This is a genomic window from Photorhabdus heterorhabditis (assembly GCF_018448905.1).
GTDB lineage: Bacteria > Pseudomonadota > Gammaproteobacteria > Enterobacterales > Enterobacteriaceae > Photorhabdus > Photorhabdus heterorhabditis.
In genome coordinates this window covers 25,384-39,039 of record NZ_RCWA01000016.1, presented here as the reverse complement: position 1 = coordinate 39,039, position 13,656 = coordinate 25,384, and the positions used below count along the sequence as shown (strand labels likewise).

The 13,656-nt window shown below is 44.7% G+C and carries 12 protein-coding genes; 7 read left to right on the top strand and 5 right to left on the bottom strand.

Features of this window, described 5'->3' with window-relative positions; translation table 11 throughout:
• Positions 1-77: 77 nt before the first annotated feature.
• Together ybbP and ybbA are read right to left on the bottom strand one after the other, a co-directional pair.
• The gene (ybbP, locus tag EAE89_RS11885) at positions 78-2,513 is read right to left on the bottom strand and encodes a putative ABC transporter permease subunit YbbP (RefSeq protein WP_214085898.1); all 2,436 of its coding nucleotides are present in this window, start codon (positions 2,511-2,513) and stop codon (positions 78-80) included.
• On the bottom strand, positions 2,510-3,196 hold the full coding sequence (gene ybbA / locus EAE89_RS11880) for a putative ABC transporter ATP-binding protein YbbA (RefSeq protein ID WP_054477494.1): 687 nt from the start codon (positions 3,194-3,196) through the stop codon (positions 2,510-2,512). Before ybbA ends, ybbP begins: the two co-directional genes overlap by 4 nt.
• Between ybbA and tesA the strand changes: the two genes are divergently transcribed.
• The 5 genes from tesA (at position 3,164) to EAE89_RS11855 (ending at position 6,960) form a co-directional block, all read left to right on the top strand.
• Complete coding sequence (gene tesA, locus EAE89_RS11875; protein ID WP_054477544.1) at positions 3,164-3,799, top strand: multifunctional acyl-CoA thioesterase I/protease I/lysophospholipase L1; 636 nt, start codon at positions 3,164-3,166, stop codon at positions 3,797-3,799. The genes ybbA and tesA overlap by 33 nt on opposite strands.
• Before the next feature lie 50 nt (positions 3,800-3,849).
• Positions 3,850-4,635: an SDR family oxidoreductase gene (locus tag EAE89_RS11870; protein ID WP_054477496.1), complete on the top strand. Its 786-nt coding sequence runs from the start codon at positions 3,850-3,852 to the stop codon at positions 4,633-4,635.
• A gap of 66 nt (positions 4,636-4,701) precedes the next feature.
• Positions 4,702-5,559 (top strand): co-chaperone YbbN, encoded by an 858-nt coding sequence (locus tag EAE89_RS11865; RefSeq protein ID WP_149617114.1) that lies wholly within the window; start codon positions 4,702-4,704, stop codon positions 5,557-5,559.
• A 22-nt stretch (positions 5,560-5,581) separates the two neighbouring features.
• On the top strand, positions 5,582-6,502 hold the full coding sequence (locus tag EAE89_RS11860; protein WP_054477501.1) for an SPFH domain-containing protein: 921 nt from the start codon (positions 5,582-5,584) through the stop codon (positions 6,500-6,502).
• Positions 6,503-6,504: 2 nt separating this feature from the next.
• Positions 6,505-6,960 (top strand): NfeD family protein, encoded by a 456-nt coding sequence (locus EAE89_RS11855; protein WP_054477503.1) that lies wholly within the window; start codon positions 6,505-6,507, stop codon positions 6,958-6,960.
• Here the strand turns inward: EAE89_RS11855 and cueR are convergent.
• On the bottom strand, positions 6,954-7,355 hold the full coding sequence (gene cueR, locus EAE89_RS11850; RefSeq protein WP_054477505.1) for a Cu(I)-responsive transcriptional regulator: 402 nt from the start codon (positions 7,353-7,355) through the stop codon (positions 6,954-6,956). The genes EAE89_RS11855 and cueR overlap by 7 nt on opposite strands.
• A gap of 143 nt (positions 7,356-7,498) precedes the next feature.
• Here cueR and copA point away from each other — a divergent pair, with 143 nt between their 5' ends.
• Positions 7,499-10,234: a copper-exporting P-type ATPase CopA gene (copA, locus tag EAE89_RS11845; RefSeq protein ID WP_214085897.1), complete on the top strand. Its 2,736-nt coding sequence runs from the start codon at positions 7,499-7,501 to the stop codon at positions 10,232-10,234.
• 215 nt (positions 10,235-10,449) lie between these two features.
• On the opposite strand, the gene EAE89_RS11840 is transcribed toward copA, so the two are convergent.
• Complete coding sequence (locus EAE89_RS11840) at positions 10,450-10,587, bottom strand: type II toxin-antitoxin system YhaV family toxin (protein ID WP_425312801.1); 138 nt, start codon at positions 10,585-10,587, stop codon at positions 10,450-10,452.
• A gap of 74 nt (positions 10,588-10,661) precedes the next feature.
• On the opposite strand from EAE89_RS11840, the gene EAE89_RS11835 reads away from it, so the two are divergent.
• Complete coding sequence (locus tag EAE89_RS11835; RefSeq protein WP_214085896.1) at positions 10,662-11,474, top strand: TraB/GumN family protein; 813 nt, start codon at positions 10,662-10,664, stop codon at positions 11,472-11,474.
• A 301-nt stretch (positions 11,475-11,775) separates the two neighbouring features.
• On the opposite strand, the gene ushA is transcribed toward EAE89_RS11835, so the two are convergent.
• A complete protein-coding gene (ushA, locus tag EAE89_RS11830; RefSeq protein ID WP_214085895.1) occupies positions 11,776-13,434 on the bottom strand; it encodes a bifunctional UDP-sugar hydrolase/5'-nucleotidase UshA in 1,659 nt (552 codons plus the stop codon).
• Positions 13,435-13,656: the final 222 nt, after the last annotated feature.

Genomic DNA, 13,656 nt, shown 5'->3' with positions numbered 1-13,656 from the left:
AGCTACAGATAAAACACCAACTTCTAATCAGGGAATGGGTTCACAACAAACCTACCCATTCCCTGAATGCCTGGCAATTATCCCTTTTGAACCTGCCGATGTAATCCGGTTCCTCGTAACAACCTGATCCCCAGCCAACTACCACATAAAGAAAGCAATAAGCTGCCGATGATTGGCAGTAAGAGCCACATCTGCCATTCTGGTTGCCATGGAAAATCAAAAACCTTTATTTGCAATAACCAAAGCGCAGCTTCTGCGCCTAATGCCGCAGCAAAACCCGCCATTAATCCAAGCAAAGCAAATTCACTCCAGAGGGTACGGCGCAGTAATGGCTTACTCGCTCCCAAGGTACGGTAAACCACGAGTTCAAGTTGCCGCCGGTGCATTCCTACCTGAATCTGAGCTAACAGGAGTAAGATGCCACATACCATGACCAACCCGACCATAACCTCCAGTGCTTTGCCTACCTGTTGCAAAATATCCTGAATTTGCTTAATCATGGCCCCCGTATCAAGCAAACTCAATGTCGAAAACTGACGATTAAGTTCGGTCAGAAGGCGGCCATCACCTTCATAATGGAAGCTGGTCAACCAGGTTTGCGGCTGATTTTCCAATGTTCGTTTTGGGAAAATAAATATGAAATTTGGCCGCAAGCTTTCCCAATCCACCAACCGGATACTACTGACTATGGCACTGAATTGCTGCGTATCGCCACTGAATGTCAGTTTATCGCCGATTTTGATTGCCAAACGCTCAGCAACCCCTTGTTCAATAGAAACCTCATTTTCTGTTGGCGGCCAACTACCTTCTGTCAAAGTATTAAACGGGGGTAGTTCTTCTTTCCATGTCAAGTTCAATTCCCGCCGCACAATGTTGCTTTCTGGTTCTTTGGTATCTGCCCACGCTATGGCTGATTGATCATTAATTCCCGTCAAGCGAGCCAATACCACTGGATAAAACTCCGCAGGTTTAACCTGATACTGAGCCAGTAAATGCTTTACCTGTGGAATTTGCTGCCCAGTCATATTAATCAGAAAATAGTTTGGGCTGTCTGGCGGCAATTGTTGCTGCCAGCGGTCAAGTAAATCGCCCCTGACCACCAACAACAAAGCAAGTAACATAAATGATAAAGAGAAAGCCGCCAATTGAGTCACCGTCTGAAATGGCTGCCGCAGCAATCGGCTAACCGCTAAACGAAAACTGAGATGGCGGGATTTCAGATGACGCAATAGCCACAATCCTCCCCAACCGAGTACAGCTAATAACACCGCAACAATCATTACACCAGCAAGTAACGCCCATAACATAGGACTGGTACCAACCAGAAAAACCAGCCCACTCACCACAACCAATGTCACCAATGGCAAGTAATAGCGTAATGGCCAGATGGGGGCGATAATATCATCACGCAGTACTCGTGATGGCTGAGTTGTCATTAATTGCCGATATGGACGCATTCCCACCAGCAAAGCAATCACAGATAATGCCCCCAATGCCCATACCCACGGCCAGAATCCTGCTTCTGGTAAAGCCTTCGGCAACATAGACGCCAGGATGTGTACTAGCAGATATTCAAACATCAATCCTAAAAGCGCGCCCACTAATGCCGCCGCACCCAATAACGCCAACCACTGACCAATCACCCACTTACGCAAGGCCCAGCGCCCCGCACCCAATGTTTTAAGCACAGCGATCAAGTCATGACGGCTCTGGCAATAGTGAGTCATGGATACTGCCACGGCAGCAACGGCAAGTAATAACGTGAGCAAAGCTGATAACAACAGGAATTGTTGCGCTCTAGCAATAGATTTTGCCAGCGCGCCACTATCCTGCTTCAAGGTATACCAGCGCTGATCAGCCTTAAGTTGTGGATCAATCAACTGCTGATACTGATAAACTGCTTCTTTATCACCGGAAAACATATAACGGTAAGTCAGGCGGCTACCCGGCTGAATTGCCCCTGTAGATTGCGCATCATCAAGACTGATTAAAATCCGCGGCGCAATCTGGAATGGGTTGAAGCCACTGTCTGGCTCCTGAATTAATTCTCCGCTGACTCTGAGTGTGGTGTCACCTACATCCAGATTATCGCCAATTTTGATTTTCAACAGTTCAAGTAAGCGAGGAGCAACCAGAACGGTACCTTTTTCTACTTTCAAACCAAGTGGATGAGTTTCCAGCTTGCCATATAACGGATAGAGACTGTCTGCGGCTTTCACATTTGCCAGTTGAGGCGTATCCCCGGCATAGGTCATCGTGGTGAAAGAGAGCTGGCTACTCAACTTTAACCCAAGATCTTTCGCCTGTTGTAACCATCTATTATCTACCGGATAAGAAGCCCGCAGCACCAGATCACCCGCCAGAAAATCCCGGCTCTGGTAATGAACACTTTGATCAATGCGATCACTGATCCTGCCTAATGCCAACACGCAGGCTACTGCCAGAGTGAGGGATAACCAAACAATCAATAAAGAGGGAGTGCGCCATTCGCGCCAGAACCAGCGCCAAATCATCTTTCTTCCCTCAATGTTCCATCAACCAGCCGCAAGCAACGTTGGCAACGGGCAGCAAGCTGGCTGTCATGAGTGACCAGAATTAGCGTTGTGGCATAATCACGATTTAGAGAAAACAGTAAGTCAGCAATGCGATCACCAGTTTGTCGATCCAAATTACCGGTTGGTTCATCAGCAAACAGAATTTTGGGCTGACGGCTAAATGCCCGAGCCAACGCCACCCTTTGTTGTTCACCACCAGAAAGTTGGGCTGGCATATGTTTTAAACGCTTCCCCAATCCGAGTTGTTCAAGCAATTCAATTGCCTGCTTTTTACTACTACTTTCAGACTCACCACGTAATAAAGCAGGAAGCTGGACATTTTCCAATGCATTCAAAGTCGGAATTAACATAAATGACTGAAATACAAAACCGACATTCTCAGCCCGTAGTTGCGCCCTCTGTTCTTCATTCATCTGGCTTAAATTATGTCCCAACAGCCGGACTTCACCGTCACTACCATCATCCAACCCGGCAATAATGCCAAGCAGTGTGGATTTACCCGATCCCGACTCTCCCACCAAAGCAATAGTCTGCGCAGGCTCGACAACCAGCCCGACTCCCTGCAATATAGTGATCCGGTGTTCCCCCTGACCAACGTGCTTACTGAGATGCTGAACTTCAAGAATATTTCCCGTTACCATTTACTTTTCCTATTACTAGTGGTGTTATCCAGCGCCAGAGCTATTGCGGCGGATACCCTGCTGATTCTCGGTGATAGCCTCAGTGCAGGTTACCATCTGCCTGTTGAACAATCATGGCCTGTTCTGATGGAAAAAAAATGGCAGAAATCCGGCAATAAAATCACTGTCATCAACGGCAGCATCAGCGGTAACACTGCCGCTCAGGGCCTTGAAAGGCTACCTGGATTACTTAAACAACATCAACCCCGTTGGGTGCTGATAGAATTGGGTGCCAATGATGGATTACGCGGTTTTCCCCCACAACAAACAGAACACGATCTGCAACAGATCATCACCTTAGTGAAACAAGCCAATATTCAACCTTTATTAATGCAGATCCGTCTGCCACCAAACTACGGGCGCCGTTATACTGAATCTTTTGCCAGAATTTACCCCAGACTGGCAGAACATAATCAAATTCCCCTGCTCCCGTTTTATATGGAACAAGTCGCGATTAAACCGGAGTGGGTACAACAAGACGGATTGCACCCTAATCTGGCCGCCCAACCATTTATCGCTGATTGGATGTCCGACACACTATCAGCACATCTTAATTATTCTTAAGTAGTAAACTATTAGTTTCAACAAATTGATGTATATAAATAGGTAAAGTTATGCAAAAGTCAGTTCTTATCACCGGCTGTTCCAGTGGAATCGGTCTGGTAGCGGCTAAAACACTACATCAGCGAGGCTACCGAGTATTAGCAGCCTGCCGAAAACCCGCAGATTTACAACATATGCGCGAGCTAGGACTGGAACCTATCGAATTGGATCTTGATGACAAGATGAGTGTTGAACGTGCCGCTGCCGAGGTCATCAGGCTAACCAATGGCCGCCTTTACGGACTGTTTAATAATGGCGGCTTTGGTATTTATGGCCCTTTGAACACTATCAGTCGTGAACAACTGGAACACCAATTCTCTACCAATCTGTTTGGTACACATCAACTTACCTGTTTACTACTCCCAACCATGCAACTTCATGGTGAAGGTCGTATTATCCAAACCAGTTCGGTTATGGGACTCATTTCAACCCCAGGCCGTGGTGCTTACTCTGCCAGTAAATATGCTCTGGAAGCATGGTCAGATGCGTTAAGAATGGAATTGGCAGGTACCGGCATTAAAGCCAGCTTGATTGTGCCAGGTCCGATAAAAACACGTTTTACCGAGAACGTGAATCAGACACAAAGTGATAAGCCGGTCAAAAACCCCAGCATTGCCCGCCATTTCACACTGACACCCGAAGCCGTTGTGCGTAAATTGATTCATGCTTTAGAAAGCCCGAATCCTAAATTACGTTATCCAGTGACCTGGATAACTCACGCGGTAACCATTATGCGCCGGATTTTACCGGGCAGATTAATGGATAAAATACTGACTAAACAGAGTGGTACAACTTGAAAGTTAGGAAAGTAACCTCATCTGTTCAATAATACCCTACAACATCGAATTTAAGAGACCCATTATATGCTAACAACCACTACTGGAATTGACATCAACGAAAGTAATCTGCATCAAACTATTGAACAGTCTATGACTGTGCCGGTTTTATTTTATTTCTGGTCTGAACGTAGCCCTCACTGTCAGGAATTAAGTGTAACGCTGGATAAACTAGCCGCAGAATATGCCGATCAATTGGTCCTGGCAAAAGTGGATTGTGATAAAGAACAAATGATCGCAGCACAATTTGGTTTACGAGCCATTCCTACTGTTTACATTTTGCAACAAGGCCAACCCGTAGATGGTTTTCAGGGTCCACAACCCGAAAAAGCGATTAGAGAGATACTTACTCGCGTATTGCCCAAGCCGGAGGAGTTAAAAGCTGCTCAAGCTGAGGAACTTATCGCAGAAGGAAAACATCAGGAAGCACTACCGTTATTGAAAGAAGCTTGGCAATTAGCCCCCAAAAACAGTGAAATTGCACTAATGTTGACCGAAGTGCAAATTATGCTCAATAATATACAAGAAGCCCAGGAAATTCTGAATCTTATTCCATTACAGGATCAAGACTCTCATTATCATAGTTTACTGGCTCAAATTGAGTTACAAAAGCAAGCGGCGGATACACCGGAGATCCAACAATTGCAACAAGAGTTCTCTATTCAACCGGAAAATGCAGAATTGGCTGTTAAACTCGCGCTGAAATTGCACGAAGTCAGTCGTAATGAAGAAGCTCTGGAATTACTACTGGGCTTCCTGAAAAAGGATCTTTCTGCTGCCAATGGTGCAATACGGAAAACAATGATGGATATTATGTCTGCAATGGGAACCGGTAATGCTCTGGCTTCGCAATATCGTCGCCTGGTTTATTCGCTGCTTTACTGATTTATTTGATTAAGGAATTGCTATGGATTTATTTGCTTTTGGTGCCGTACCTATTCTGATATTCATTGCAGTGGTGATTGTATTTACTTGCGTAAAAACAGTACCGCAAGGTTATCAATGGACAGTAGAACGCTTTGGCCGTTATACCCGAACTTTATTGCCGGGTCTGCATATTATTATCCCTTTTATCGACCGCATTGGCCGTAAAATTAACATGATGGAGCAAGTGCTGGATATTCCTTCACAGGAAGTTATTTCCCGCGATAACGCCAATGTGACCATTGATGCGGTCTGCTTTATTCAGGTCGTCGATCCTGTTCGGGCTGCCTATGAAGTCAGCAACCTTGAGCTGTCTATCATTAACCTGACAATGACTAACTTCCGTACAGTTCTGGGTTCGATGGAACTGGATGAAATGTTATCTCAGCGTGACTCCATCAACAGCCGTCTACTGCATATCGTCGATGAAGCCACTAACCCATGGGGAGTAAAAATTACCCGTATTGAGATCCGTGATGTTCGTCCACCGAAAGAACTGATTTCTGCCATGAACGCTCAAATGAAAGCAGAACGTACAAAACGTGCTGATATTCTGGAAGCGGAAGGTATCCGTCAGGCTGCTATTCTGAAAGCAGAAGGTGAAAAACAGTCTCAGATTCTAAAAGCAGAAGGGGAACGTCAGTCTGCATTCCTTCAGGCAGAAGCGCGTGAACGGGCCGCCGAAGCAGAAGCACGGGCAACCAAAATGGTTTCTGATGCGATTTCTGACGGTAACATGCAGGCAATTAACTACTTTGTTGCCCAGAAATATACGGACGCGCTAACCAGTATTGGTGCCTCCAATAACAGCAAAGTGATTATGATGCCTCTGGAAGCCAGCAATCTGATGGGCGCGATTGGCGGTATTACTGAACTGATTGGCGAAAGCAAAAAAGGTAAGTAAACATGATTGCACAGATTACAGATCAGATCCCCTGGCTCTGGTTCTCCTTCGGGGGCTTACTGTTAATCGCAGAGCTTCTGGGAACCGGCGGTTATCTATTATGGACGGGTACAGCCGCTATCGTTGTTGCACTTGTCACCTGGTTTCTGCCGGGAATGAGCTGGGAATGGCAAGGTATTCTGTTTGCAACTCTGACACTGCTATCTGCGATACTGTGGCGCTACTGGTTACGTCGTCACCCAGCAAAAGGTAACGATACACTGAATCAGAAAGACCACCAGCTCATCGGTATCCATGCCAAACTGACCGCCGATACCGAAAATGGTTACAGTCGGGTCAAGCTTGCTGATGGTAGTTGGCGAGTTCACTGTAACAGTGAACTACCAGCCAATACCGAAGTAGAAGTCATTGCTGTTGATGGTATTACTCTGAAAGTAAAACCCATCAATTCTCAGTGATGAAGGCAACAACCCGATAAATGATCTATGATGGGGCATACCGCCCCGTCATCTCCAGGGCACTCTTCCGCCAAAGAAAGCAATTTACTTCTGATTTTCTGTAACTCTTCAATCGTCTTTTCTATCTCAGCCACTTTATGCAGCGTTGCCGCTTTTACATCAGCACTGTGACGATTGGGATCGCGAAATAACATTAAAAACTCACGACATTCATCAAGCGTAAAACCGACCTGTTTCGCCTGCCGCAACAGCGTTAATTCATCAATATGTTTCTGCTGATAATAACGGTAGCCATTATCTCCTCTTTCAGGCGGTGTGATCAGATCCTTTTCTTCATAAAACCGAATAGCTTTACTGGTCAGGCCGGTTTTTCGAGCAATTTCACTGATGTTCATTTTTTCCCCTTGACCTTCCCCTGACGGGAAGGTTTAACCTTCGTAACAAGCCAGAGATTCACTTGGGTTGTAGTAAATATAATCAACAATTATTACACAAGTGTGAAAAATAATTACGTCACTATGTATTAGGAGGTTTTTTTATGTCACATACAACTATTTTAACCTTACAGGGACTCTCCTGTATGCACTGTGTTAACAGTGTGAAAAAAGCATTAGGAAATCGTGCAGACGTGAAACAGGCAGAAATTACTCTCGATTACGCTAAAATCACTGGCGAAGCCTCCCCTGAATCATTAATCGAAACGATTAAGGAAGCCGGTTATGATGCTGAAATTGCCAACCAGCCTGATATCGAACTGGCGCTATCTGGCCTCAGTTGCATGCATTGTGCCGGTACAACACGTAAAGCTCTGGAAGCTGTAGATGGTGTTGTTGCCGCAGACGTGAATACTAAAACAGCTAAAGTGTATGGCAAAGTCGATGCCGATATGTTGATTGCGGCAGTTGAACAGGCGGGTTATCACGCAGAACTGGCTTCTGGTCAACATTTCCCAAAATCTGAGCCGCTGACAATACCTGCTTCAAATAGACCGGAACCTTTGGCAGCGGCAATCTCTTCTGTTCCGGTCGAAAAAACTGACGAATTCATGATCAGTGATAGCGATGACAGTATCCAGTTGCTGCTGGATGGCATGACTTGTGCCAGTTGTGTGAATAAGGTTCAGAAAGCGTTACAGAGTGTCGAAGGCGTGGAAAATGCCAGAGTAAACCTTGCGGAACGCAGCGCTTTAATTACCGGTAGCGCATCACCTAACGCACTAATTCAAGCCGTGGAAAAAGCCGGATACGGAGCAGAACTGATTCAGGATGAAGCCAAGCGTCGTGAACGTCAGCAACAAGTCTCCGAAGCCAATATGCGCCGTTTTCGCTGGCAGTCAGCATTAGCATTGGTCGTCGGTATTCCCGTGATGGTGTGGGGTATGATGGGCGATAATATGATGCTCACACCAGAAAACCATACTATCTGGCTGACTATCGGGATCATTACGCTTGCTGTAATGATCTTTGCCGGTGGTCATTTCTATCGCAATGCATGGCAAAGCCTAAAAAACGGCAGTGCCACCATGGATACACTCGTGGCATTGGGAACGGGTGCAGCTTGGCTTTATTCTATCAGTGTCAACCTGTGGCCGGATATTTTTCCACCACAGGCACGCCATCTTTATTACGAAGCCAGCGCTATGATTATCGGCTTGATAAATTTGGGCCATGCTTTGGAACAACGAGCCCGCCAGCGTTCCTCAAAAGCACTGGAACGTTTACTGGATCTGACACCACCGACAGCCCGTGTAGTGACAGAAGATGGCGAAAAAGAGATACCATTGGCTAATGTTAAACCGGGCATGACATTACGTTTGGCGACCGGTGATCGTATCCCTGTTGATGGTGAAATCATTCAAGGTGAAGTTTGGATAGATGAAGCAATGTTGACCGGTGAACCGATTCCCCAGCAAAAATCCAAAGGCGATAACGTTCATGCCGGTACGACTGTACAGGATGGCACAGTACTGTTTACTGCCGCCGCAGTGGGTAATCAAACGGCATTAGCACGGATTATCAAACTGGTACGTCAGGCACAAAGCAGTAAGCCAGAGATTGGTCAGTTGGCAGATAAAATTTCCTCAGTGTTTGTTCCGGTTGTCGTCGCGATAGCTCTGATTTCAGGTGCTATTTGGTACTTCATTGGCCCAGCACCACAGATTATGTATTCGTTAGTCATTATTACCACGGTGCTGATTATTGCCTGTCCTTGTGCCCTTGGGCTGGCAACACCTATGTCGATTATTTCTGGCGTTGGTCGAGCAGCAGAATTCGGTGTTTTGGTTCGGGATGCCGATGCCTTGCAACAAGCCAGCAAATTGGACACGATTGTCTTCGATAAAACCGGAACGCTGACTGAAGGCATGCCACAAGTTACTGATATCCATACTTTCAATGGGTACAGTGAACAAGAAGTCTTGTGTTGGGCAGGCGCACTGGAAAATGGTTCGAACCATCCATTAGCCAAAGCAATACTTGCCAAAACCGCAGGATTGTTATTACCGCAAGTTGAACAATTTCGCACTATAGCTGGGCTGGGTATCAGTGGTGAAGTGCATGGCACAACCTTGTTGTTGGGTAATCAAACATTGCTGGAACAAAATCAAGTTGATACAGAGGAACTAAAACCACTGATTGCCCAACAGGCAGAGAAAGGCATCACACCGGTTCTTCTGGCCGTGGGCGGTAAAGTTGCGGCAGTGCTATCAATTCGCGACCCACTTCGTGAAGATACCATTGCTGCATTGGAACGATTACATCATCAGGGCTACCGTTTAGTGATGCTGACCGGCGATAACCCAGTGACTGCCAATGCGATTGCGCAAGAAGCAGGGATTGATGAAGTTATCGCAGGTGTATTGCCTGATGGCAAAGCGGAGGTTATCCAGAAACTTCAGGCGGCAGGTCGCAAAGTTGCTATGGTGGGGGATGGTATTAACGATGCCCCTGCACTGGCGCGGGCTGATGTCGGGATTGCAATGGGCGGTGGTAGTGATATCGCCATTGAAACCGCGTCGATGACCCTGATGCGCCACAGTTTGCATAGTGTCGCCGATGCGGTTGAATTGTCTAAAGGAACTCTGCGCAATATGAAACAGAACCTGCTAGGGGCATTTATCTACAATACACTGGGTATTCCAATCGCAGCTGGGGTGCTCTATCCGTTTACCGCAACATTGTTAGATCCCGTGATAGCGGGTGCAGCAATGGCACTTTCTTCAATTACAGTGGTGAGTAATGCTAACCGTTTGTTGAGATTTAAGCCTAAATCATAATGCATCGACTTGGTTAGATCGTAAAAGTGCGGTATCTACGATCGCACTTTACATCTCTCACCTATCTGACTGACAAATTAACAGCCAAGGCATTCTGGTTTGTTTAAGTAACAGATTGCATTACATCTTTGTTACCTTCCATTTCTGAATTACTCCGGTTATGACCACTTCTGCTGGCTGGCTGCGATCAATGTAGCCCAGTCATCGGGTGGATTTCACCGTCCCAGCATCTTCCCGAAGATCGCATAGGGGTCAGACTTACTACCTTCCGAACGCAACGTCTCCTCATCGTTGACCCAGGCATACACAATGACCTTAGCCTTGGAATCATAACAGGAGTAAAGAAACAGCAATGGAAATAAATAAAGATACAGCCGAAGTACCGCTGTAATATTAGCCTGAAAATAAATGCTGAACCGGAGTACAAATGGGACGATTGATTAAATATCTTACTAATATGCTGGGGCTGAACCCTTCCCGCCGTTATCCCTATCCAGCTTATGATATTACTCTGACAGGTGATAAACATTTGCATCTGGTGGGCAGTATTCATATGGGAACTGAAAATATGTTTCCACTTTCTGAAATATTAATGGATCAACTTAATCAATCCGATACATTAATTGTGGAAGCCGATGTTACTCAAGCAGGTTTCCCATTTCATAACGAATTTCAATCACACTCTCGTATCGAACAACGTCTATCTTCTGAGATGTATCAGGATTTTCGGCGCTATTGCAATGAAATCCGCCAACAAGAAGAACCACTCAATTTATTACCTTCATGGCAAATCGCGTTAATTTTGCAAGCAGGGCAAGCGCAAAACCTTGGATTGCATCCTCACTACGGTATTGATTATCAGCTACTGAATGCAGCCAAAGCACAAGGAAAAATGATTATCGAGCTTGAGGGGACTGACTCACAGATTCATTTACTTAATCAGCTCCCGAATAATGGTCTGTCACTACTAGAAGATACATTGTTACATTGGCACGCCAACGCCCGTGCTTTACAAACAATGATAAGCTGGTGGATGGATTATCAACCTAAACAACAAACACATTCTTTACCAACAACTTTCAGTGAAGATATCTATCAACTACTGATGATTGATCGTAACAGACAGTGGAATAAATACTTACGGGAATTGCCTGCCGGGCGGTATCTGGTTGCTGTTGGCGCTTTGCACCTGTACGGCGAAGGCAATTTACTTCAGATGTTGCTAGAAAAATCGAGATAAAAAAAGGCCAATATTTCTATTGGCCTATCAAAGAGGAATAACATGTTATTTTCGTTATTCTTATTTGTTCGGAATATTACCTGTTTATATACAGACAACAGAGCCATAATTAGAGTACCAATTTCAAGACTCCATTTCATCCATTGTCCTTAATTATAAAATTATTCTATGTAATGAAATTGTGACACTAGTGATCATTTTATAATAGAAACAGAACGTTAACTTTACCTTTCATACTTTTAATATCACCTCAAAAGGGCTGCCAGATTGCAACCCTTTTTGATTTATACTTTATCCGGGGTCATTGATAAACAATTTCACCTTTTGGCGCATAGTTAGTCGCTTTCAAGGGTGAATGCTTCTCGATATAATCTTTCAGAACTTCTGCATCAACAAAACCCGTGTTGACATAGGCTGGATGATTATCCAGACGTGGATAACCATCACCACCGATAGCATTAAAGTCAAGCATTGCCAGGCGGTAAGTTTTATTCAGATCCAATGGCTTCCCACCGATTTCGACATCTTTAACCCCCTTGCCATCAACAATCAAATCAACATTCAAGAACTGAGCATAAGCACCGGAGTCAACTTTCATGTTAGCAACCACTGCCAGATATTTTTCAACTTCACTACCTTTCAGATCAACATAAACCAATGAGTTGGCAAATGGATGCACTTTCAGTACATCTTTATAAGTGATATCGCCGGATTCAATTGAATCACGAATACCGCCGCCACTGATAATAGCGAAATCAGCATTCGCGCGTTCCATCAAAGCAGAAAGGATAACATGAGCCATATTGGTCTGAACAAAACGAACCTTGTTACGATCACCTTCCAGTTTACCTTCAACAGAACCTACTTTTACGTTTAACTGTTTATCACCTTTATTCTGGTAAGGTGTTAGCAACTTTATCATCTCCGGGTTTTGCGCAATTTCATCAGTGTAATAAACACGTTCAGTAGAACCGTCTGATTTTTTCACATTTTTATTAAGATTAATGGGAATTAACTGATAATGTGTCAGCTTAAATTCACCATTGCGGAACTCAAAATCAGCACGGCCAACATATTTACCCCACTCGTGCGCCTGAACAATCCAAATACCATTCTGACGATCAGGCGAACATGGTGTTCCCGGTACATAATCGATCTGTTTGTAGTTTTTATTTTCCGCAGACATACAAACCGGATCTTGTGAATGGCCACCTACAATCATATCCAAATAACCCGCAGGCAAACTACGCGCCATTTCAACATCACCCGGCGCGTTAGAACCATGATTACCGTTGTCATAGTGCCCCATATGGGTTGCTGCAATAATCACATCTGGTCTTTCATTTTTTTTCAGTTCCTCTACAACCGTTTTCGCTTCTATCGCGGGAACACGAAATTCAACATTAGGGAAATTAGCAGGATTACCGATTTTCGCCGTATCATCAGTCGTCAGGCCGATAACCGCAATTTTCACCCCTTGTTTATCAAAGATGGTATAAGGCTTGAACAAACGTTTACCGGTGCCGGTATCGTAAATATTGGCCGCGAGGAACGGAAATTTCGCCCATTTTTCCTGCTGACGCAATACTGACAGCGGATTATCAAACTCGTGGTTACCCAACGCCATTGCATCATAACCTACCAGATTCATTCCTTTAAAATCAGGCTCCGCATCTTGCAAATCAGACTCTGGTACGCCAGTATTAATATCTCCACCGGAAAGCAATAACACACTGCCGCCTTTCTTGGTGACTTCTTGACGGATTTCATCAACAACTGTTTTTTGAGCGGCTAAACCATATTCACCGTGGTCGTTATACCAAAAATGCCCATGATGGTCGTTAGTGTGCAAAATAGTAATGTCATAGGTTTTATCTTTTTCCCATGCATTTGCCATTGTTGGAAGTAATGTCATAGAAACAACCAAAGCACAAGCTGAGGTCTTAAACGAAAACTTCATGGTATATCTCCATGTTTTTTTAAGTGAATTGCCATGCAAAAACAGCTTCAAAAGCTAACAAGGCGGGATTAACAAATCATTTCTGAAATAGGTTACGTTATGTGATTATTAGAACATGTTTCGTTTCATTTTTTTGAGCGTATCATCAAACTATCTACGGTGTAGTAAAAAATTAACTATCAGCCTAATATATAAAATGTAACAAATAACTAACAAACTCCC

Excerpts from the sequence above, each read along its gene's own strand:
- cueR (WP_054477505.1), bottom strand. The coding sequence starts at position 7,355 with ATGAACATCAGTGAAATTGCTCGAAAAACCGGCCTGACCAGTAAAGCT.
- EAE89_RS11865 (WP_149617114.1), top strand. The coding sequence starts at position 4,702 with ATGCTAACAACCACTACTGGAATTGACATCAACGAAAGTAATCTGCAT.
- EAE89_RS11835 (WP_214085896.1), top strand. The coding sequence starts at position 10,662 with ATGGGACGATTGATTAAATATCTTACTAATATGCTGGGGCTGAACCCT.
- EAE89_RS11855 (WP_054477503.1), top strand. The coding sequence starts at position 6,505 with ATGATTGCACAGATTACAGATCAGATCCCCTGGCTCTGGTTCTCCTTC.
- ybbA (WP_054477494.1), bottom strand. The coding sequence starts at position 3,196 with ATGGTAACGGGAAATATTCTTGAAGTTCAGCATCTCAGTAAGCACGTT.
- copA (WP_214085897.1), top strand. The coding sequence starts at position 7,499 with ATGTCACATACAACTATTTTAACCTTACAGGGACTCTCCTGTATGCAC.
- EAE89_RS11870 (WP_054477496.1), top strand. The coding sequence starts at position 3,850 with ATGCAAAAGTCAGTTCTTATCACCGGCTGTTCCAGTGGAATCGGTCTG.
- tesA (WP_054477544.1), top strand. The coding sequence starts at position 3,164 with ATGCTGAACTTCAAGAATATTTCCCGTTACCATTTACTTTTCCTATTA.
- EAE89_RS11860 (WP_054477501.1), top strand. The coding sequence starts at position 5,582 with ATGGATTTATTTGCTTTTGGTGCCGTACCTATTCTGATATTCATTGCA.
- ushA (WP_214085895.1), bottom strand. The coding sequence starts at position 13,434 with ATGAAGTTTTCGTTTAAGACCTCAGCTTGTGCTTTGGTTGTTTCTATG.
- ybbP (WP_214085898.1), bottom strand. The coding sequence starts at position 2,513 with ATGATTTGGCGCTGGTTCTGGCGCGAATGGCGCACTCCCTCTTTATTG.